Source organism: Pseudomonas sp. LB1P83, assembly GCF_054897885.1.
Genome location: NZ_CM142709.1, coordinates 2,422,808 through 2,442,564 on the forward strand (window position 1 = coordinate 2,422,808; position 19,757 = coordinate 2,442,564).

17 protein-coding genes and 3 pseudogenes are annotated in these 19,757 nt (G+C 61.3%); 15 read left to right on the forward strand and 5 right to left on the reverse strand.

The features are described 5' to 3' along the window. Position 1: 1 nt before the first annotated feature. Both ACYZTY_RS11355 and ACYZTY_RS11360 read right to left on the reverse strand, forming a co-directional pair. On the reverse strand, positions 2-1,021 hold the full coding sequence (locus tag ACYZTY_RS11355) for an FUSC family protein (RefSeq protein WP_461958554.1): 1,020 nt from the start codon (positions 1,019-1,021) through the stop codon (positions 2-4). A gap of 68 nt (positions 1,022-1,089) precedes the next feature. Continuing rightward, a complete protein-coding gene (locus tag ACYZTY_RS11360) occupies positions 1,090-2,715 on the reverse strand; it encodes an NADP-dependent glyceraldehyde-3-phosphate dehydrogenase (RefSeq protein WP_461958555.1) in 1,626 nt (541 codons plus the stop codon). A gap of 264 nt (positions 2,716-2,979) precedes the next feature. Here ACYZTY_RS11360 and ACYZTY_RS11365 point away from each other — a divergent pair. Beyond that, positions 2,980-3,342 (forward strand): annotated as a pseudogene (locus ACYZTY_RS11365) (c-type cytochrome); the annotation flags it as partial. Here the strand turns inward: ACYZTY_RS11365 and ACYZTY_RS11370 are convergent. Continuing rightward, a pseudogene (locus tag ACYZTY_RS11370) lies at positions 3,335-4,263 on the reverse strand (SphA family protein). The pseudogenes ACYZTY_RS11365 and ACYZTY_RS11370 sit on opposite strands and share 8 nt — an antisense overlap. 125 nt (positions 4,264-4,388) lie before the next feature. Between ACYZTY_RS11370 and ACYZTY_RS11375 the strand changes: the two are divergent. From ACYZTY_RS11375 to ACYZTY_RS11425, 11 genes and pseudogenes are all read left to right on the forward strand, one after another. Further along, a pseudogene (locus ACYZTY_RS11375) lies at positions 4,389-4,841 on the forward strand (helix-turn-helix transcriptional regulator); the annotation flags it as partial. A 205-nt stretch (positions 4,842-5,046) separates the two neighbouring features. Continuing rightward, positions 5,047-5,934, forward strand: a complete 888-nt coding sequence (locus ACYZTY_RS11380) for a Dyp-type peroxidase (RefSeq protein WP_461958556.1) — start codon at positions 5,047-5,049, stop codon at positions 5,932-5,934. Between the two features lie 16 nt (positions 5,935-5,950). Continuing rightward, a complete protein-coding gene (locus tag ACYZTY_RS11385) occupies positions 5,951-6,919 on the forward strand; it encodes a Gfo/Idh/MocA family protein (RefSeq protein WP_461958557.1) in 969 nt (322 codons plus the stop codon). 292 nt (positions 6,920-7,211) lie between these two features. Continuing rightward, positions 7,212-7,964, forward strand: a complete 753-nt coding sequence (locus tag ACYZTY_RS11390) for a GntR family transcriptional regulator (protein ID WP_461958558.1) — start codon at positions 7,212-7,214, stop codon at positions 7,962-7,964. Next, positions 7,961-9,706 carry a fumarate reductase/succinate dehydrogenase flavoprotein subunit gene (locus ACYZTY_RS11395; protein WP_461958559.1) on the forward strand — a complete coding sequence of 582 codons (1,746 nt, stop codon included), beginning with the start codon at positions 7,961-7,963 and terminating at the stop codon, positions 9,704-9,706. The genes ACYZTY_RS11390 and ACYZTY_RS11395 overlap by 4 nt, the downstream gene beginning before the upstream one ends. Before the next feature lie 25 nt (positions 9,707-9,731). Then, complete coding sequence (locus ACYZTY_RS11400) at positions 9,732-9,977, forward strand: 4Fe-4S dicluster domain-containing protein (protein ID WP_007946457.1); 246 nt, start codon at positions 9,732-9,734, stop codon at positions 9,975-9,977. A gap of 209 nt (positions 9,978-10,186) precedes the next feature. Then, positions 10,187-11,605: an ABC transporter substrate-binding protein gene (locus ACYZTY_RS11405; RefSeq protein WP_461958560.1), complete on the forward strand. Its 1,419-nt coding sequence runs from the start codon at positions 10,187-10,189 to the stop codon at positions 11,603-11,605. A gap of 130 nt (positions 11,606-11,735) precedes the next feature. Next, a complete protein-coding gene (locus ACYZTY_RS11410) occupies positions 11,736-12,518 on the forward strand; it encodes an ABC transporter permease (RefSeq protein WP_461958561.1) in 783 nt (260 codons plus the stop codon). Further along, entirely contained in the window at positions 12,518-13,366 is an 849-nt protein-coding gene (locus ACYZTY_RS11415; RefSeq protein ID WP_461958562.1) for an ABC transporter ATP-binding protein, read from the forward strand. Before ACYZTY_RS11410 ends, ACYZTY_RS11415 begins: the two co-directional genes overlap by 1 nt. After that, positions 13,363-14,325 carry a HEAT repeat domain-containing protein gene (locus tag ACYZTY_RS11420; protein WP_461958563.1) on the forward strand — a complete coding sequence of 321 codons (963 nt, stop codon included), beginning with the start codon at positions 13,363-13,365 and terminating at the stop codon, positions 14,323-14,325. The genes ACYZTY_RS11415 and ACYZTY_RS11420 overlap by 4 nt, the downstream gene beginning before the upstream one ends. After that, positions 14,322-14,615, forward strand: a complete 294-nt coding sequence (locus tag ACYZTY_RS11425) for a DUF971 domain-containing protein (protein ID WP_461958564.1) — start codon at positions 14,322-14,324, stop codon at positions 14,613-14,615. The genes ACYZTY_RS11420 and ACYZTY_RS11425 overlap by 4 nt, the downstream gene beginning before the upstream one ends. Positions 14,616-14,720: 105 nt before the next feature. On the opposite strand, the gene ACYZTY_RS11430 is transcribed toward ACYZTY_RS11425, so the two are convergent. Both ACYZTY_RS11430 and ACYZTY_RS11435 read right to left on the reverse strand, forming a co-directional pair. Further along, positions 14,721-15,458 (reverse strand): TorF family putative porin, encoded by a 738-nt coding sequence (locus tag ACYZTY_RS11430; RefSeq protein ID WP_461958565.1) that lies wholly within the window; start codon positions 15,456-15,458, stop codon positions 14,721-14,723. 108 nt (positions 15,459-15,566) lie between these two features. Next, positions 15,567-17,309, reverse strand: a complete 1,743-nt coding sequence (locus ACYZTY_RS11435; RefSeq protein ID WP_461958566.1) for an amidohydrolase — start codon at positions 17,307-17,309, stop codon at positions 15,567-15,569. A gap of 103 nt (positions 17,310-17,412) precedes the next feature. On the opposite strand from ACYZTY_RS11435, the gene ACYZTY_RS11440 reads away from it, so the two are divergent. The 3 genes from ACYZTY_RS11440 (at position 17,413) to imuA (ending at position 19,751) form a co-directional block, all read left to right on the forward strand. Next, on the forward strand, positions 17,413-18,348 hold the full coding sequence (locus ACYZTY_RS11440) for a LysR family transcriptional regulator (protein ID WP_461958567.1): 936 nt from the start codon (positions 17,413-17,415) through the stop codon (positions 18,346-18,348). Between the two features lie 168 nt (positions 18,349-18,516). Next, entirely contained in the window at positions 18,517-19,134 is a 618-nt protein-coding gene (lexA, locus tag ACYZTY_RS11445; protein WP_461958568.1) for a transcriptional repressor LexA, read from the forward strand. Next, complete coding sequence (gene imuA, locus ACYZTY_RS11450) at positions 19,134-19,751, forward strand: translesion DNA synthesis-associated protein ImuA (protein ID WP_461958569.1); 618 nt, start codon at positions 19,134-19,136, stop codon at positions 19,749-19,751. Before lexA ends, imuA begins: the two co-directional genes overlap by 1 nt. Positions 19,752-19,757 lie beyond the last annotated feature (6 nt).

Consider the following 19,757-nt stretch of genomic DNA (forward strand, 5'->3'; position numbering starts at 1 on the left):
GTCAGATATTCCAGCGCGGTGCGGTCTTGGCCAGTCGCTGGCGCATCTCGCCGATGTTCGAAGCGAACTGGCGGATCAATAACCGATAGCCGTCCAGCGGGTTGTGGACCGGCGCTTCAAGACTTGAATTGGCCGGCAAATCGAGGGGGCGACTGAGTCGCTGCGACGCGCCGGTTTTCAGCGCCCGGGCCATGCCGATCAATTGCACGCGAATCTGCCGGTGTTCGGCTTTGAAACTCGATTGCAGATGCGCCATGGCGTCGCGGTCGTTGGCATCGGGCCGGGTGTTGCCGAGGATTTCCAGGGTGCTGACGCACATCCGCAAATGACGCTGGATCGCATCGAGCTCGGTCATGGAAATCTTCACTTCCTTGGACACCGACGGCATCAGCGAACGCAGTTGCACCATCGCTGCGTTCAGACGATTCATGAGCTTCAGGTGTTCGTCATCGGAGACGGGCTTCCCATCGATGATGCGTCCGTAAATCGTCGCGCAATCGCGCAGCGAGTTGGCCAGGTTGTAGCGCCACGAATAAACCGCATACGACGGCAGGGCGAAGGAAAAAGCCAGGGCCAGGACCACGCCTATCAGAATATCCACACCGCGCCACAGCCCATCAGAGATGGGGTTGTCGCCATGCCCGGCGACAATAAACACCGTGATTCCCGCCAGTAGCGCCGTGTAACCGCCCTTGCCGATGGCGTGATACGAGAAGAACCCGCACACCACCGACATCACAAAATAGGTCAGCCACGGCATCCCGAGCCAGGCCTGTTGCGCCACCAACAGCAGGCCGATACTGGCGCCGATCAACGTGCCGACGGCGCGCTCGGCGGCTTTTTTGCCGATGTTGCCGTGGTGCTGCAAGCCGCCGATCACCACCAGCATTGTTACTGACGCCCACTCACCGTGGGGCAGGTTGATGCCGGTGGTCAGCATGATCGATGCCAGCAACCCAAGCGACACGCGGACCGCGTGGATCAGCTTGGCGTAACGATAGCGCCGATACGGGTCCAGCAACGGACGCAGTAATCGGCGCAGCAGCGGTGGCAGTCGATGGGCTCTGAACGTGTTCAGGCTCGGTGTCCTCAGAAGATGTAATCGGTGGTCAGGAAACTCGAACTGCGTCCGCTGATGATCTCGCTGATGAGTTCTTTGTTGGTTTCCTGGAACTTGGTCGCCACCAGCGTGCGGATCGAAAACACCCGCAGCGCATCGTGCACCGACAGCGTGCCTTCGGCGGAGTTTTTGCGGCCGTTGAACGGGTAGGTGTCCGGGCCGCGCTGGCACTGGGCGTTGAGGTTGATCCGCCCGACCTGATTGGCAAAGGTGTCCACCAGTCGGCCGACCGCCACCGGGTTGGTGCCGAAGATACTCAACTGCTGGCCGAAGTCCGACTCGAGGACGTAGTCGATCACCGTGTCCAGATGCCGGTAAGGCACGATCGGCACCACCGGGCCGAACTGTTCTTCCTGGTAGACGCGCATCTGCGGCGTCACCGGGAACAGCACCGCCGGGTAGAAGAACGATGCTCGCGCTTCTCCGCCATTTGGATTCACTACCTTGGCGCCTTTGCTGACCGCATCTGCGACCAGCGAGTGCAGATAATCGACCTTGCCCGACTCCGGCAACGGCGTCAGGGCCACGCCGCTTTCCCAAGGCATGCCGGGTTTCAGGCCGGCGAGTTTGGCGTTGAATTTCTCGATGAAGGACTCGACCACGTCTTCATGGACGAAGAGGATTTTCAGTGCTGTACAACGCTGACCGTTGAACGACAGCGACCCGGTCAGCGCTTCGTTGACCGCGTTGTCCAGATCGACTTCCGGCAACACGATGCCCGGGTTCTTCGCATCCAGGCCCAGTGCCGCGCGCAAACGGTGTGGTTTCGGGTGGAGTTTTTTCAGGTCACTGGCGGCTTTGTTGGTGCCGATAAACGCAAAGATATCGATCTTGCCGCTGGCCATCAGCGCGCTGACAGTCTCGCGGCCGCTGCCGTAGATCACGTTGATCACCCCGGCCGGGAAGCTGTCGCGGAAGGCTTCCAGCAACGGACGGATCAACAGCACACCCAGCTTGGCCGGTTTGAACACCACGGTGTTGCCCATGATCAGCGCCGGAATCAGCGTGGTGAAGGTTTCATTCAGTGGGTAGTTGTAAGGCCCCATGCACAAGGCGACGCCCAGTGGAACGCGGCGGATCTGCCCGAGGGTGTCCTGTTCCAGCTCGAAGCGGCTGGAGCGGCGGTCGAGTTCCTTGAGGGCGTTGATGGTGTCGACAATGTAATCGCAGGTGCGGTCGAACTCTTTTTCCGAGTCCTTGAGGTTCTTGCCGATTTCCCACATCAGCAGCTTGACCACCGCCTCACGCTGTTCGCGCATGTGGCCCAGGAACGTTTCGACGTGCTGGATGCGTTCGGCCACGCGCATGGTCGGCCACAAACCCTGGCCCCGGTCATAGGCGCGGACGGCGGCGTCCAGCGCAGTCAATGCGGTTTCTGCGTCGAGCAGCGGGGTGCTGCCGAGGATGACTTGTTCGTCGCCATTTTCACCGGTCAGGTACACCGGGCTGCGGACCTGGGCGAGGGGGCCGGACCAGGTTTTCAGTTCGCCATCGACCAGGTATTCACGCTGCTCGGTCTGACCGTCGAGGCGGTATTTTTCCGGGATGTCGCTTGAATCGGGAAACAGGTTGCCAAGGATATGTGCTGTGGTCATGTCGCTACCCCGTCTGGATTGGGTGATGAGCTGATGAATCGTTTTAGCAGACCTCGGCCTCGCTTGTCATGACTCATCTCATCGTTCGGCGGTTCAGGGTTTTCGATCGTGGAACGGCCGGCACCTTCGGTCATGGCCTCAGATGCCCCCCTTGTTGGCCCCCAATGCCCTCAACCTGCCCGCGTCGGTGCCTTAGTGTTGACCTGTGCTTGATCACAATAAAAAAGGTGTCTCCGCTGAGGGACGCCCTACGAGAGGACAGCCATGCGGGCCAGTCGAGTCTCTGAAAAGCCTAGCCTTTGTTTGGCGTTGGTGGGCGGCGTCTTCGCGGCGCTGCTCAACGGTTGTGGCGATGAGCCAAAAAGCCCGGCGATTCACAGCGAAGCAGCCGCCGCCATGCCCACCGACACCGCGCTGGCACAGGTCTACGACAACAGTTGCAAGCTCTGCCACGCCAACCCGGCGGCCGGCGCGCCGTTGACCGGCGACACAAAAGCCTGGGAGCCGCGTGTGCAGCAGGGTGCCGACACGCTGCTCGACCACACGATCAACGGCTACAACGGCATGCCGCCGATGGGGATGTGCATGCAGTGTTCGCAGGAAGAGTTCCTGGCGCTGATCAGTTTCGATGACCGGGTGGGCGACTCGTTCGAGGCCGGTTCTCCACATCGAACTCCTTGGCCCGCGTATCTCCGCGCTGGCGTACTTCAAGAAGGTCAGGTGCAACGCCGGCCCGATCGCGAACACTTGCCCGCGCACGCCGTCATTCACGTCCTCGCCATTGAACTGCACGGTCCTGCCGAACTGCTTGTCATCGGTGGTCTGCTTCAAGTAATAGCCGTTCAGCCCCAGCATCAGGTTGTCGGTGATCTTGTAACTGGCTGAATAATCGAAGTGGAAGATCTGCCCCGATGTGTACTCGGTGTCCTTGTTTTTTTCGTTGAAGCTGTACGTCGTCTTCATCGACACCTCGGTCCTTTCCGTCGGCAACCAGGTGAAGGAAAACAGCGGTTTGTAGGTGTAGAAATTGTTGCTGGTATTGGCCAGGCGATCAACGCTGTATTCGCCGGTGGGTACGGTGATTTCCACGGCGGCGCCGAGGGTCAGGTTCTTGCCCATGTCCCAGAGAATGATCGGCGCGACGGTGGTGTCACCCATGCCTTCGCGGGTGTCCTGCAAGCCGAACACCGAGACTTCCTGTTTCAGCCACGGTTGGCCGATGTAGCCCGCCAGCCGCCCGCCAAAAATGCGCACCGGGCTGAGGTAATCCAGGCGCGGGATAACCGCCGTGGATTCGATCTCGACATTCGGCACCTTGCCGCCCAGCGAACTGATGTTCAGCTTCCTGGACTTGTAGTGGTTGTAGTAGAGGTTGAACGCAACCATGTTGTCCGGAAGGCTGTCGGCCTCCAGCGGCAACATGGAAAAACCGTCGGTGCCGGTACCGATGTTGTCCACGCCGGCCTCGGTGGCCAGTGCCAGTTGCAGAGCGCAGCCGCCGGCCAGGCTGATGACCAACAGGGGAAATGTCGTGCGGGTCGGGTTCATGTGTGTACTCATTATTATTAAGTCGCCGAGCAAAAAGGCGTCAACCCCGACAGCCTTTGCCGAGGCCTGGGTTTTACCCTTGACGATCTTCAGGACCCGGCGCAGCGCATTTCCTATCGGCAAGCCGCATGGTGATCGCTGCCCATTGGCTTGACGTGCATTTGCCTAATCACCATTCCCTGGCGCTGCACCAGGCGGTCAAATTGCTTGAACTGGAAGCCGCGCAGGCTCATCAGAAAATGGACTTGATTCAGGCCGTTGAGCTGGCGATTTCCCGGGACCTGACCGAGGGCAGTCACATCGAGAAGATCGCCGGCGACCTGAACATGAGCAGCCGCACCTTGCGCCGCCGCCTGACCGAGCATGCGCTGACCTTCGAGACGCTGCTGGAGCAAGTACGCCAGGCCCGCACAATGAACCTGCTGGCCAACCCGGACCTGTCAATCGAGCGCATCACCGAAGAAGTCGGTTACAGCGACGTGCGCAGCTTTCGCCGGGCCTTCAAGCGCTGGACCGGCATGAGCCCGAGCGCCTTCCGCAACGAAGCTCCACTCTCACTAACGACAAATCCCTGGTAGCAGCTGCCGAGCAGCGCGAGGCTGCGTTCGGCTGCGCAGCAGTCGTAAACCCTATAGGCAAAGTATTCCTGACACACCGCAGTGCCTGATTTCACGACTGCTTCGCAGCCGAACGCAGCCTCGCGCTGCTCGGCAGCTGCTACAGGTCGGTGCACACAAACGCACGTGCTCCGGTTAAACTCCGCGCTCTTTTTAAGGAGTTCATATGAGTTACTACCAGCCGGGCATTCTCGCCACCCCCGTTCCGCCTCAAGCCCGTCATATGTTCTTCGCCCTTGAATCTGCCGAAGCATTGCCGGCTGCGCTCGACAACTTGATGCAGCTGGTGGACGGGAAATCGGCGGTGGTCGGCTTTGGTGAATCTCTGGTCAAGGCACTGCACGTTGAGATCGATGGCCTGCGGCCCTTTCCGGCGCTGACCGGTGTCGGCGTCGACAACCCGTCGACCCAACACGCGCTTTGGTGCTGGTTGCACGGCGTCGACCGGGGTGAATTGCTCAATCGCAGCAACGCCATCGAAGCCGCGCTGGCCCCGGCCCTGCGCCTGGTGCAGATGAACGAAACCTTCCGCCACCTGACCGGCCACGACCTGACCGGTTACGAAGACGGCACTGAAAACCCGCACGACGAAGCCGCCGTGGCCGCCGCGCTGTTGGGCGAAGGCGCTGAAGGCCTGGTCGGTGGCAGCTTTGCCGCGATCCAGCAGTGGCAGCATGATCTGAAGGGCTTCCACGCGATGCCGTCCCATGAAAAGGACAACATCATGGGCCGTCGCTTGAGCGATAACGAAGAACTGGATGACGCGCCGATTTCCGCTCACGTCAAACGCACCGCCCAGGAAAGCTTCGCCCCCGAAGCGTTCGTGGTCCGTCGCTCGATGCCGTGGATCGAAGGCGATCGTGCGGGCCTGATGTTCCTCGCGTTTGGTTTTTCCCTCGACGCCTTCGAAGCCCAACTGCGGCGCATGAGCGGGCTGGAAGACGGCATCACCGACGGTTTGTACCGCATCAGCCGCCCGATCACCGGCGGCTACTACTGGTGCCCGCCGCTCAAGGACGGTCATCTGGACCTGCGCGCATTGCGCATCGGCTAAACATCAAGGAGCGATGATGAACGTGGTGCGCTGGGGCATGATTGGTTGTGGCAGTGTTGCTGAACGCAAGAGCGGGCCGGCCTTTTACAAGGCACCCGGCTCGGCGCTGGTGGCGGTGATGGGACGGCGTCTGGACGCGGTCACCGACTACGCCGCACGCCACGGCATCGCCCGGGTTTACACCGACGCGCAAGCCCTGATCAATGATCCCGAGGTGGACGCGGTGTACATCGCCACACCACCCGACAGTCACCACGCGTATAGCTTGCTGGTCGCCGCCGCCGGCAAACATTGCTGCGTCGAAAAACCGATGTCGCTGAATGCCGGGCAAAGCCGTGACATGCAAAAGGTCTTTGCCGACGCCGGATTGCACCTGTTCGTTTCCTATTACCGACGTTCGCTGCCGCGCTTTCAACAAGTACGGCAGTGGCTGGAGGAGGGGCGGATCGGCGAGGTGCGGCATCTGACCTGGACCCTGACCAAAGCCCCTTCGCCGAACGATCTGAGTGGCGTCGACAATTGGCGCACTGACCCGGTGATTGCCGGCGGCGGTTACTTCGCCGACCTGGCCAGTCATGGTTTCGATCTGTTCCAGTACTTGCTCGGGGATATCGTCGAAGTCGCCGGTTTCACCGCGCGGCAGGCGGGTTTGTATGCCGCCGAAGACGCCGTCAGCGCCAGTTGGCGGTTCGCTTCGGGTGCCCTGGGCATGGGCTGCTGGAATTTCGTCGCCGACCGCCGCGAAGATCGGGTCGAGCTGATCGGCAGCCAAGGCCGGATCAGTTTTTCGGTGTTCGATGAACACCCGGTGCAGCTTCAAGCCGATGAACACCTCAGCCTGCACATCGACCATCACGAGCACATCCAGTGGCATCACGTGCTGGGCATGAACGCTCACATCCGTGGCGAGGCGCAGCATCCCGCGGTGGCCGAACACGCGCTGAAAACCGACTGGGTGATGGACCAGATCCTCAAGCGCGGCTAAAGCCAGGCAATCTCACTGCCGAAACCGGAGCCCTTGTAGCAGCTGCCGAGCAGCGCGAGGCTGCGTTCGGCGACGGAGTCGTCGTAAAACCTGCGCATGCGGTCATCCTGATGCACCGCGTGGCCTGATTTCACGACTGCTACGCAGCCGAACGCAGCCTCGCGCTGCTCGGCAGCTGCTACAAAGTCCGCGGTTATCTGGCGAATCTAACCTTATGCTTAATCAGTATTTCTCAATTCCTGCACGGCCTCTCTAAGATCACGTCATAACTCGTTATAACAAGTGATCTGCCATGACCGATAACGTTCTATCCCTCAGCAGCATCCCGCTGCACACGCAACTGCGCGATGTGCTGCGCGCCCGCATCCTCGACGGCGAATACCCGCAAGACAGCCAGATGCCGTCCGAAAGCGAACTCGGCGCGCTGTTCAAAGTCAGCCGCATCACCGTGCGCCAGGCCTTGGGCGACCTGCAGAAGGAAGGGCTGATCTTCAAGATTCACGGCAAGGGCACGTTCGTCGCCAAACCGAAAACCTTTCAGAACGTCAGCACCTTGCAGGGCCTGGCCGAGTCCATGACCGGTCGCGGCTACGAGGTGATCAACCGTTTGCGCAGCTTCAAATTCATCCCCGCCGACAAGCTCGTCGCCGAGCGTTTACAGGTTGCCGAAGGCGAGACCGTGGCGCAGATCAAACGCGTTCGGCTGATCAATCGCGAGCCCATCTCGCTGGAAATCACCTACCTGCCCAAAGCCATCGGCGAACGGCTGGAGAAGGCTGATCTGGTCACCCGCGACATCTTTCTGATCCTCGAAAACGACTGCGGCCTGGCCCTGGGTCATGCCGACCTGGCCATCGACGCGGTGCTGGCCGACAGCGACCTGACCCAGGCGCTGAACATCGAAACGGGCTCGCCGATCATGCGCATCGAACGCCTGACCCACGATGCCAGCGGCCAGCCCGTGGACTTCGAACACCTTTACTATCGCGGCGATGCGTTCCAGTACCGCTTGCGGATCGACCGGCAAAAAGGGGATCAGGCATGACACGCAGCTCAATAACCAGAAGCACGCTCGAACAGGAATACGACATCGTCGTGATCGGCGGTGGCACGGCCGGGCCGATGGCGGCGATCAAGGCCAAGGAGCGCAATCGCGATCTGCGGGTTTTGCTGATCGACAAGGCCAACGTCAAGCGCAGCGGCGCGATCAGCATGGGCATGGACGGCCTGAACAACGCGATCATTCCCGGCCACTCGACACCGGAGCAGTACACCAAGGAAATCACCATCGCCAACGACGGCATCGTCAATCAGGCCGCGGTGTACGCCTATGCGACCCACAGCTTCGAAACGATCGAGCAACTGGACCGCTGGGGCGTGAAGTTCGAGAAGGACGAAACCGGCGACTACGCGGTAAAAAAGGTCCACCACATGGGCGCCTACGTGCTGCCGATGCCGGAAGGGCACGACATCAAGAAAGTCCTGTACCGCCAGTTGAAACGGGCACGAGTCAGCATCACCAATCGCGTGGTTTGCACACGGTTGTTGACGGACGAAGAGGGCGCAGTCAACGGCCTGATGGGCTTCGACTGCCGCACCGCCGACTTCCACGTGATCAAGGCCAAGGCTGTAATCCTTGCGTGCGGTGCGGCCGGGCGCCTCGGTTTACCGTCCTCGGGTTACCTGATGGGCACCTATGAAAACCCGACCAACGCCGGCGACGGCTACGCGATGGCCTATCACGCCGGCGCCGAGCTGGCGAACCTCGAATGCTTCCAGATCAACCCGTTGATCAAGGATTACAACGGCCCGGCCTGCGCCTACGTCACCGGTCCGTTGGGAGGCTACACCGCCAACAATAAGGGCGAACGCTTCATCGAGTGCGACTACTGGAGCGGGCAGATGATGTGGGAGTTCCACCAGGAACTCGAAAGCGGTAACGGCCCGGTGTTCCTCAAACTCGATCACCTGGCCGAGGAAACCATCCAGAACATCGAAGAGATTTTGCACAGCAACGAACGCCCGAGCCGCGGGCAGTTTCACGCCAATCGCGGCACTGACTACCGCACGCAGATGGTCGAGATGCACATCTCGGAAATCGGCTTTTGCAGCGGCCACTCGGCGTCGGGTGTGTGGGTCAACGAGAGAGCCGAAACCTCAGTGAAAGGTTTGTACTCGGCGGGTGACATGGCGGCGGTGCCGCACAACTACATGCTGGGTGCGTTCACTTATGGCTGGTTTGCCGGCACCAACGCGGCGGATTTTGTCGCTGGTCGCGAGTTTTCAGCGGTCGACGCGAAGCAGATCGAAACGGAAAAACTAAGGGTCTATGCGCCACTGGATCGCGAACACGGTCTGCCGCCCGCCCAGGTCGAATACAAGCTGCGGCGTTTTGTGAACGACTACCTGCAACCGCCGAAAGTGACCAAGAAGATGCAAATCGGCCTGCAACGCTTCAGCGATATCCAGCGCGACCTCAATCAGATCAAGGCCCACAACGCCCACGAACTGATGCGCGCCATGGAAGTCAGCATGATCCGCGACTGCGCCGAAATGGCCGCCCGCGCGTCCTTGTTTCGCGCTGAAAGCCGTTGGGGGCTTTACCACTATCGGGTCGATCACCCGCAACGCAACGACAGCGACTGGTTCTGCCATTGCCACCTGAAGAAGGGTGACGACGGCCAGATGACCAGTTTCAAGAAAGCCGTCGAGCCTTACATCATCCCGCTCGACGCCGAAGAAATGCAGGCCTACGACCGGCTGCGGGTCGGCGCCTTTGCTGCCTGAGCATCACAAAAAGAGAGACCGCCAAATGGCCTATCAACCCCAGGAAATTTTCTTCCGCTCCAACGCGCCGGTCACGGTCGACGAGGATCTTTGCATCGCCCACAAAGGCTGCACCGTGTGCGTCGACGTCTGCCCGATGGACTTGCTGGCGATCAACCCGGCCACGCAAAAGGCCTACATGGCCTTCGACGAATGCTGGTACTGCATGCCGTGCGAAAAGGACTGCCCGACCGGAGCCGTGAAAGTCGAAATCCCCTATTTATTGCGCTGACTGACAGGACGCCTTCGCGGGCAAGCCTCGCTCCTACAAACATCGTTGATCTGTAGGAGCGAGGCTTGCCCGCGAAGGGTCCAGTACAGACAACACAAAACGCCATCCGGCAACCCCCGGACGCCTGATTCAAAACACCCCTCGTTTCCCACCACGCCCTGATCGTGGCGGAGACGAACATCCTATAAATGATTCGAGGGGATACACCCATGTCTTCGCCAACATTGCTGCGTGCAGCATTCGCCGGTCTGGTACTGGCTTCATTCACCCTGTCGGCCTCGGCCGAAACCATCCGCATTGCCATCGGCACTCAGGACACCACAATCAACTGCGCCGCTGGCGGCCTGTTGATTCGCGAGCTCGGCCTGCTGGACAAATACCTGCCCCATGACGGCCAGTACAAAGACGCCAAATACGAGGTCGAGTGGAAGAACTTCACCAGCGGCGCACCCCTGACCAACGAAATGGTCGCCGGCAAACTCGACTTCGGCGCCATGGCCGACTTCCCAGGTTCGTTCAACGGCGTGGCGTTCGAAACCGCCGGCAAACACAGCCTGTTCATCAGTGTGTTGTCGGGCAGCATCAAGGGCAGCGGCAATGGCATCGTGGTGCCGAGTGCGTCGGGCGTACAGTCGTTGGCAGAGCTGAAAGGCAAGACCATTTCCGTGCCGTTCGCGTCCACCGCCCATGGCATGTTGCTGCGGGCCGTCGCGGCGCAAGGCTGGGATCCGCTGAAAGACGTGAACATCATTGCCCAGCCGCCGGAAGTCGCCGGCTCGGCATTGCAGGCCGGGAAAATCGACGCCCATGCCGACTTTGTTCCGTTCGCCGAACTGTTCCCGAGCCGTGGTTTTGCCCGCAAGGTCTATGACGGTTCCCAAGCCAACACGCCAACTTTCCACGGCGCGCTGGTGGATCAGGCTTACGCGAAGAAATACCCGGAAATCGTCGTGGCCTATCTGCGAGCGAGCATCGAAGCCAACCAGCTGCTGGCGGCCGAACCGGAGAAATACAGCGAGCTGATCGCCAAGGTCACCGGCGTCGATGCCGAGGTCAATTACCTGTTCCATGGCCCGCTGGGCGTGCAAACCCGCGACCTGAGCTGGAAGCCGGAGTACCGCCAGGCCGTGGGCACTGCGATCGACACCCTCAAGCTGTTGAAGAAGGCTGATCGTGGGCTCGATCTGAATACCTTTATCGATGACCAGTACATCCGCGCCGCGTTCAAGGCCTCAAACCTGGATTACACCGCGCAATTGGCCAACTACGCACAGACACCACTCAAAGGCGTGGATGCGGCGAGCGGCAAAGCCATCACCGACTTCAGTCATGTGGCCGAGATCTGGGTGCGTGGCGAGCCAAAGGTTCGGCAGTACGCCTCGGCGGAGTCGGCATTCACTGCGTTGGCCAGCCTGAAGCAGGAAGGCAAAAACATCCGCGCCGTGTACGCCCAGGCGAGTGACAGCGGGATCAAATTGCTCGCGGATCAGGCGTGGTTTGCCAGCGATGCCAAGGGTCGCCTCAGTGCATTCCTGCTCAAAGGCCAGGCCCAACAATTCGCCACGGCCCAGGGCGGTAAAGTCCTCGACTTCACCGACGCCACCACCCAGGCCGTTGCCGTTCGCTAAACACCAGACGCACTGATCCCTGTAGGAGCGAAGCTTGCTCGCGAAGGTGTGTCAGCCAAAATTGACTTAGCTGACACACCTTCGCGAGCAAGCTTCGCTCCTACAGGGTTCTCGGTTGAGAGGATGAATTGTGTTCGGATCATATTTACGCTGGGTTCCAAGAGCCGCCTCGCTGCTATTCTGCCTTCTATTCTGGCAACTCGCCGCCAGCCACCACTGGAACCTCGGCCTGGTGACCTTCGCCAACGTCCCGACGCCGGTGGCCGTCATTGAAGCCGCACTTGGTCTCTGCGATTCCGGCAAGCTCGCCCAGCACCTCGGCAGCAGCCTCAGCCGGGTCTTCGCCGGTTACCTCGCGGCGCTGGTCATCGGCATTGCCCTGGGCCTGGCCATCGGCCGCTCGAAATGGGCCGAAGATTTACTGCTGCCACCCTTGGAAGTCCTGCGCCCGATCCCCGCCGTCGCCTGGATTCCCCTGGCCATCCTGATGTTCCCGTCCTCGGAACTGTCGATGGTCTTCATCACCTTCACCGGCGCGCTGTTCCCGATCCTGCTCAACACCGTGCACGGCGTCGAAGGCGTCGACCCACGCCTGATCGCCTCGGCCAAAAGCCTCGGGGCAGGGCGCCGGGCGATTCTGCTGGAGGTGATCCTGCCGGGCGCCGCACCGAGCATCATCACCGGCCTCGCCATCGGCATGGGCACCTCATGGTTCTGCCTGGTGACCGCGGAAATGATCTCCGGCCAATACGGCATCGGCTATTACACCTGGGAGTCCTACACCATCCAGAACTACGCCGACATCGTCGTCGGCATGTTGCTGATCGGCGTACTCGGCATGGGCAGCAGCCTGCTGATCAAGCGTCTCGGCGGGCTGTTCACGCCGTGGCACCGACCACGAGGAAAAGCCTGATGAGCGTGATGCAAACCCCTGAAGGGCGGATCGACATCCGCCAACTGTCCATCGTCCTCGGCGAAAACCAGCAAGCCTTCGAAGCCGTGCAAGGCCTCGATTGCCAGATCGAGCCGGGGCAATTCGTGTGCATTCTCGGGCCGTCCGGGTGCGGCAAATCGACCTTGCTCGGCGCACTGGCCGGGCACCTGCAACCGAACTCGGGCACCCTGAAAGTCGACGGCGCGCAGGTCTCAGGTCCCTCGCCCCAGCGCGGCATGGTCTTCCAGCACCACACCTTGTTCCCTTGGCGCACCGTGCGCGACAACGTCGCCTTCGGCCTGAAAATGCGCGGCATCGGCAAAGCCGAACGCCACAAAGCCGCCGATGAAATCCTTGCACTGGTAGGGCTGGAAGGCTTCGCCGATCGCTGGCCCGACCAGCTCTCCGGCGGCATGCAGCAACGGGTAGAGATCGCCCGGGTGCTGATCAATCGTCCGCGCCTGCTGCTGATGGACGAACCCTTCGGCGCCCTCGATGCGCTGACCCGGCTGAACATGCAGGAACTGCTGTTGGACATCTGGACGCGGATTCGCACCACCGTGGTGTTCGTCACCCACGACATCGACGAAGCGCTGTTCCTCGCCGATCGCCTGTTGGTCATGAGCTCGCGCCCCGGTCGAATCATCGAAGACCTGCGCCTCGACTTTCCCCGGCCGCGCACCACCGAACTGGTGACGAGCCATGAGTTCTCCCGCTTGAAACGGCATTGCCTCGAATTACTGCGTCACGAAGACGGTCGGCAGTTACCGCGCTTGAACCCTCTCGGACTTCCTCCTGAAAACAAACTGCCGCGATTTGCCCTATGACCTCATTATTCGATGTAACCGACAACGACGACATTCTTGCCCTGCAACCGCGCCTGACCGACGACGATCCCGGCGTGCGCCGGATCGCCCTGATTGAACTGGCCGACCTCGAAGAACCGGATGGCCTGCTGTGGCTGGTCAATCGCCTGGCTGAAGACCCGACCGAAGAAGTCCGCGCCGAAGCCGCACGCTTGCTCGAAGCCTGGGAAGACGAGCCTGTGGTCGAAGCGCTGTGCCAGGCCCTGACCGATCCTTCATTGGCGGTGCAGTCTGCCGCCGCGCAAAGCCTCAGTCTGCTCAAGAGCGAGACGGCGGGCCGAGTCATTCTGCCGTGGACAGGGCACGCCGAGATCAGCGTGCGTATCGCCGCGTTCCGGGCCTTGCGCGAGCTGCGCTTTCCCGATGCCGCCGCTGCTGCTTCAGGCGCCTTGAACGATGAAGACGCCGGTGTTCGCCGCGAAGCCGTCGGCGTACTGGGCTGGCTCAAACAGCTTGATGCCTTGCCGGCGTTAGCCAAGTTGGCGAGTCACGACCCGGACACCGAAGTCCGCCGCGCCGCCACCGGCGCCCTCGGCCTGGCCTCCGATGCGCACGTGCTGCCGGCCCTGCGTCAGGCGTTGCAGGACCACGCCTGGCAAGTGCGCGAAGAAGCCGCCACCACCTTGGGCAAGGTCGGCCACGTTGACGCCGGTTTCGCCCTGGTCGACGCCTTGAGCGACGACTACTGGCAAGTCCGCCTGCGCGCCACCCGCAGTCTCGGCCGCTTGCGTTTCGCCCCGGCCCTCGACGCGCTGATCGAAACCCTGGGCCACCGCATCAGCAACCTGCGCAAGGAAGCCGCGCTGGCCCTCGGCGAACTGAACGATAAAGGCGCCATCGCACCCTTGCAGGCTGCGCAAGACGACGGCGACCCGGAAGTGCGCAAAGCCGTGCGCATTGCCTTGAGCCAGTTGCAATGAACCCGGTGGCGATTGGGAATTCCCAAGGTCAACAAAAGCTGCGATTGAATTGGCCGGACGGTCGTGAGCAGTTGCTGGGCCATGCCGAGTTGCGCCGTCAGTGCCCGTGCTCGCAATGCCGGGCGTTTCGGTTGCGGGGGCTGACGGTGAAAGTCGACGAGCGCATCCGCGTGATTGAACTCAACCAACAGGGCTACGGCCTGCAACTGATCTTCAGCGACGGCCATGAACGCGGCATCTACCCGTGGCCCTACCTGGCACAACTCACCCCTAAAACCACTGAAATCTAATGTGGGAGTGAGCCTGCTCGCGATGAGGGCATCACATTCAACATCGATGTTGAATGTAAGTCCGCCATCGCGAGCAGGCTCGCTCCTACAGGGGATCTGTGTGGGTCAGAATGACTTGCTGATACTGGCCACGACGGTCGCGGTGCATACATCTCCATAACCCCAATTGCTGACGCACTCGCTTTGGGACAGGTCAGTGTCGATGTAACTCAAGCCCAGCATCACACCGGCCAGTTCATGAGTCAGTTTCACTTCCCACTCTCGGTACGAGTCTTCGACATCGCCCGACATCGCGTACAGGTGCGGGTCCTTGAAATCCATGTTGCCGTAGCGCAGCTTCAGGCCTGTGTCGTAAGGCAACCCGGTTTCATAGCCGACGTAGCTGTACAGCGAACTCTGTTTGCTGTCGATGCCCGGCGCATCGGCGGAGTAATAGGCCGCCAGCTTCACACCGTAAGCGCTGAGGATTGCGTAGGTCTCGCCCTGGTTGAACTGACTTTCCCTGGGGTAAGCGTATTTGAGATAGCCAAGGTCCAGGCTGACGGCATCGGTCGCTTGCCAGAGCCAGCCAGCGTAGTAATCGATCTCTTGCCGGGTCTTCAAACCACCGCCGAAATCGACGTTTGAGCTCCATGCGCCGAGGTACAGGCCGCTGCTGTGCGCCAGGGTCAACCCGGCCTGCACCGCAGGGTCGTTCTGGGTCTGGGAAATGCCGCGAGTGCGGTAGTCGCTGGCCAGGGTCAGGTCGATCAGCAGGGCGAAGTCGTCATTCAAGGGCAGCGCCTGGCTGCTCAAAGGCTGCAAGCTCAAAGAACCGAGGGCGAACAGGGTGAAAGCTTTCATGGGTAGCGTCCCGATATTGTGATTGTTATGGGCAGTTTTTTGCGGCGAGGCTGCGCCGAACCCCGACGTAAAACGCGAGGGGCGGGCAGGGGTTAATGCTGATTTTTCTTAGAGAGTCGGTGCGTAGACTTCGCGACCGGCGAACCAGGTTTGCAGCACCTGGGTGTCGTGCAGGGCTTTGTTATCGACGGTGAACACGTCACGGTCCAGCACGATGAAATCGGCTTGTTTGCCGGGGCTCAGCGAACCGATCTGCTTTTCCAGGCCGATGGTGCGCGCAGCGTTCAAGGTGTAGGCGTAAAACATCGTTTCGCGGTCGATGCGTTCATCGGCATTGAGCACGCCCAGCGGACCTTCGCGGGTGATGGCCTGGGCCATGGCGTTCCACGGATTCGGAGAAGACACCGCCCAGTCACTGGCACCGGCAATGGTCGCGCCCTGTTTGAGCAGCGAGTGCGCCGGGTATTGATAGCGGAAGGCGAGCGCGCTGACATACGGCTTGATCATGTCCAGGGTGTACTCGTCGGCGCTGGCCCACAGCAGTTGCATCGAGGCGATGACGTTGAGCGGTTTGAACCGCGCAAACTCTTTCGGGTTGACCATTTGCAGGTGGGTGATCGAGTGGGTCACGCCGCTCTGGCGATCCTTGCGCGCCTGGGCGATGCCGTTCAACGATTCACGCACCGCGCGGTCGCCGATGGCATGGATATGCACCAGCCAGCCACGCTGATCGATGGCGCTGACCAGTTCACCAAAATGCTTCGGATCGATCAGCAATTCACCCTGTTTGTGCGAGTTGCTGTACGGATCGATCATCGCCGCGCTCTGCGCCGGGTATTCGATCACGCCGTCGGCGAAGATCTTGATACCGGGCAAGGTCAGGTTCGGGATGCCCTGGAACTGCTGGCGGACCTTGTCCAGGGTGTCGAGATCGGCCGGCATGCTTTTCGGGTTGGCCACCAGCAACGCGGCGACGTGGGCGCTCATGCCGCCGGTTTCGGACAGCGCTTTGTACACCGGCAATACGCCGACGGTTTTTTCCGTGGGTTTGAGCGCGAACACCGGCTCGCCGGGCGCGGCGTTGGCGGCGGGGTCCATCCACGCGGTGATGCCCAGGCTGTTGTTGTAACGCACGGCAGACTGCGCGGCTTTCAGCATGGCGGCGAGGCTCGGCACCGGCATTTTCGAGGCGACGCGATCCCAACCGGCGTCCACCAGGAAACCGTTGGGGCTGCCATCGGCGAGCTTGCCGATGGTGTCTTTTTCCGCGTCCGGCAGGTTTTTCAGCAGCGCTGCATCAATGCCCGCACGCTCCAGCATCACGTTGTTGGCCCACGCGGTGTGGTGATCGCTGCCGGTGAACACCACGGGCACATTGGCCCATTCGCCACTGTTGAATTTCTTGCCTAAGGCTTCGGCCTGGGCCCAGTAAGTCGAACTCATGCCGGCCACGCTCAACACATCCCCATGCTTCGCTTTGCCGTCATCGCGCCAGGCTTTCAGGCGTTTTTCCAGTTCGTCGAGGTCGACCACCTCGTCTGCCATGTTGGCCGAGACCATTTCCAGACCGCCGAAAACCGCGTGGGAATGGCTGTCGATCAGGCCGGGCATCAGGGATTTTCCGCCGAGGTCGACGACTTGGGTGCCCGAGTCGATCAGGGCCTTGATCTGCGCATCGCTGCCGACTTGCAGCACTTTGCCGTCCTGTACCGCCAGCGCCTGCACCTTCGGTTGGGCGCGGTCGGCGGTGAAGATCTTGCCATTGATCAGCACCAGATCGGCGGCGGCCATGGCTTCCATCGAGGCAAAACTGACGGCGGCCATCAATAGATTCGGGATGAATCTTTTCATTGAATGTTTCCTTGTTATTGCGTCTGATGGCCAGATTAGTGGCTTGTCACGGCAAGCAGAACGCCTTGCTCACGAAAAACGTTTTTGCCTGAATGGAAAAAGAATGGACAAGTTGGGTGCATTGAAAATGTTCGTGGTCACGGCGCAACTGGGCAGTTTCAGCCGTGCCGCCGAGCAACTGGGCAAGACCCCGTCGGCCCTGACCAAAGCGGTCAATCACCTCGAGGCGGAGCTTGGCGCCCGGTTGTTCGAGCGCAGCACCCGGCGGATTTTGCTGACCGAATCGGGTCGGCTTTATCTGGAAACCGCGCGTCAGGTGTTGCAGCGGCTGGAGGAGGCCGGCGAGGAAATCGAGCAGTTGCAGCATGGCCTACGCGGCAACCTGAAAATCACCGCGCCGCTGGCGTACGGGCAGGCATTTCTCGATCAGGTGTGCGGCGGTTTTCTGGAGCAATACCCGCAGATCAACCTGCAAGTGGACCTGTGCGATGAGTTCGTCAATCTGCTGGAAAGCGGCTACGACCTGGCGTTGCGCGAGGGGCATGACGACTTGCCAGGGTTGATTGCCCGCGTCGTCGGCAGCAATCGTCTGGCCTTGTGCGCCAGCCCGGCGTATCTGGCGCGCAAGGCGGTGGCGGTGACTCCGCACACCCTTGATGACCATGAATGGTTGCTCTATCGGCATCCGTTGCTCAGCCGCGAATTCTGGTGGGCCGAGCGCGACGGGCAGCGTTTGAGCCTGCCGCAACCGCAGTCGCCACGGTTGCGCAGCGACAATTACGACCTGCTGCTGGCCAACGCGCTGGCAGGACGTGGTTTGCTGCACACGCCGCTGTGGAGTGCCGCGCCGTATCTGGCGGATGGCCGGCTGGTGCGGGTGATGGCCGATTACGACATCGATCCGGACAGCTTCGGCTCGTACATCCTGGCGGTGTACCCCAGTCATCGACGGGCCACCGCCAAAGTGCTGGCTTTCATCGATTACATCGCAGGGTTTCTGGCGTCTCGTGGCTTGAGTGGTGACTGCGGCGGAGGATGATGCTGGCATTTCGATGCTTACGCGCATGCATTGGCCTGGCTCTTCCTGTAGCAGCTGTCGAGTGAAACGAGGCTGCGATTTTCTGAAGAGCAAGATCAAGAGATCGCAGCCTCGTTTCACTCGACAGCTGCTACAAGTCCTTGCCAGGAAAATGCCGAAAGAGTACAAATGTACTCCATGACGAATTTAACCCCCCGCCGTACTGCCATCCTGACCTTTATCCGTGATCGAATCGCGGAGTACGGTCAGTCCCCGAGCCTCGCTGAAATCAGCGAGGCGTTTGGTTTCGCCTCCCGCAGCGTGGCGCGCAAGCATGTGCTGGCGCTGACCGAGGCCGGTTTTATCGAGGTCAATGCGCATCAGGCCCGGGGCATTCGTTTGCTCGGGCAACCGGCGCGACCCGAGTGGCTGGACATCCCGGTACTCGGTCGGGTCGCGGCGGGTGCGCCGATCGGTGCCGATGCCGAGGTGCACAGCCGCTTGCTGCTCGATCCGTCGATCTTCTCGCGGGTGCCGGACTACATGCTGCGGGTCCAGGGGGATTCGATGATCGAGGACGGCATTCTCGACGGCGATCTGGTGGGCGTGCACCGCAATCCCGAGGCTTTCAACGGCCAGATCGTGGTGGCGCGGCTCGACGGCGAAGTCACCATCAAGCGTTTCGAGCGGGTCGGCGACCTTGTCCGGTTGCTGCCACGCAACCCGGCCTATAAGCCGATCATCGTCGAGGCCAGTCAGGACCTGGCCATCGAAGGGGTGTTCTGCGGTCTGGTGAGGCAAGGGTGATGGGCGCCGTCGTTGCGCTGGACACGCTGTTCAATGGCGGCCAGGTCTGGAAGGGCCGGCCTGCGCCACCGGCTGTCAGCCCGCAACCCACCGGGCATGCCGCGCTGGATGCGGCATTGCCCTCCGGTGGTTGGCCGGAAGCGGCGCTGACTGAAATCCTCCTGGCCGGGCAGGGCGTGGGTGAGTTGCAACTGGTGTGGCCGGCGCTGGCGCGGCTGTCGGCGGCGGGCGAACGTATCGTGCTGGTGGCGCCGCCTTACGTGCCGTATCCCCTGGCCTGGCAGAACGCCGGGGTCGATCTGCGCCAGTTGTCGATCATTCAGGCCAGCGAGCGCGATGCGCTGTGGGCAGCGGAACAATGCCTGCGTTCGGGCAGTTGCGGTGCGGTGCTGTGCTGGCCGCACAAGGCCGATGACCGTGCGCTGCGGCGCTTGCAGGTGGCGGCGGAGACCGGCTCGACCTTGGCGTTTGCTTACCGCTCGATCAACGAAGCCATCAACCCTTCGCCCGCAGCCCTGCGCATCGCCATCGATGCCAGGCCTGCACAGTTGCGCGTGCTCAAGTGTCGGGGCGGGTTGGCGCGTTCGGCGCCGATTGCCTTTCCCGTGGGGCATTGAGGTTGC

What these genes read in the sequence shown, in the direction of transcription:
- ACYZTY_RS11360 (WP_461958555.1), bottom strand. Translation starts at nt 2,715, where the DNA reads ATGACCACAGCACATATCCTTGGCAACCTGTTTCCCGATTCAAGCGAC.
- ACYZTY_RS11405 (WP_461958560.1), top strand. Translation starts at nt 10,187, where the DNA reads ATGTCTTCGCCAACATTGCTGCGTGCAGCATTCGCCGGTCTGGTACTG.
- lexA (WP_461958568.1), top strand. Translation starts at nt 18,517, where the DNA reads ATGTACTCCATGACGAATTTAACCCCCCGCCGTACTGCCATCCTGACC.
- ACYZTY_RS11385 (WP_461958557.1), top strand. Translation starts at nt 5,951, where the DNA reads ATGAACGTGGTGCGCTGGGGCATGATTGGTTGTGGCAGTGTTGCTGAA.
- ACYZTY_RS11435 (WP_461958566.1), bottom strand. Translation starts at nt 17,309, where the DNA reads ATGAAAAGATTCATCCCGAATCTATTGATGGCCGCCGTCAGTTTTGCC.
- ACYZTY_RS11400 (WP_007946457.1), top strand. Translation starts at nt 9,732, where the DNA reads ATGGCCTATCAACCCCAGGAAATTTTCTTCCGCTCCAACGCGCCGGTC.
- ACYZTY_RS11415 (WP_461958562.1), top strand. Translation starts at nt 12,518, where the DNA reads ATGAGCGTGATGCAAACCCCTGAAGGGCGGATCGACATCCGCCAACTG.
- ACYZTY_RS11420 (WP_461958563.1), top strand. Translation starts at nt 13,363, where the DNA reads ATGACCTCATTATTCGATGTAACCGACAACGACGACATTCTTGCCCTG.
- ACYZTY_RS11390 (WP_461958558.1), top strand. Translation starts at nt 7,212, where the DNA reads ATGACCGATAACGTTCTATCCCTCAGCAGCATCCCGCTGCACACGCAA.
- ACYZTY_RS11395 (WP_461958559.1), top strand. Translation starts at nt 7,961, where the DNA reads ATGACACGCAGCTCAATAACCAGAAGCACGCTCGAACAGGAATACGAC.
- ACYZTY_RS11425 (WP_461958564.1), top strand. Translation starts at nt 14,322, where the DNA reads ATGAACCCGGTGGCGATTGGGAATTCCCAAGGTCAACAAAAGCTGCGA.
- ACYZTY_RS11440 (WP_461958567.1), top strand. Translation starts at nt 17,413, where the DNA reads ATGGACAAGTTGGGTGCATTGAAAATGTTCGTGGTCACGGCGCAACTG.
- ACYZTY_RS11430 (WP_461958565.1), bottom strand. Translation starts at nt 15,458, where the DNA reads ATGAAAGCTTTCACCCTGTTCGCCCTCGGTTCTTTGAGCTTGCAGCCT.
- imuA (WP_461958569.1), top strand. Translation starts at nt 19,134, where the DNA reads ATGGGCGCCGTCGTTGCGCTGGACACGCTGTTCAATGGCGGCCAGGTC.
- ACYZTY_RS11380 (WP_461958556.1), top strand. Translation starts at nt 5,047, where the DNA reads ATGAGTTACTACCAGCCGGGCATTCTCGCCACCCCCGTTCCGCCTCAA.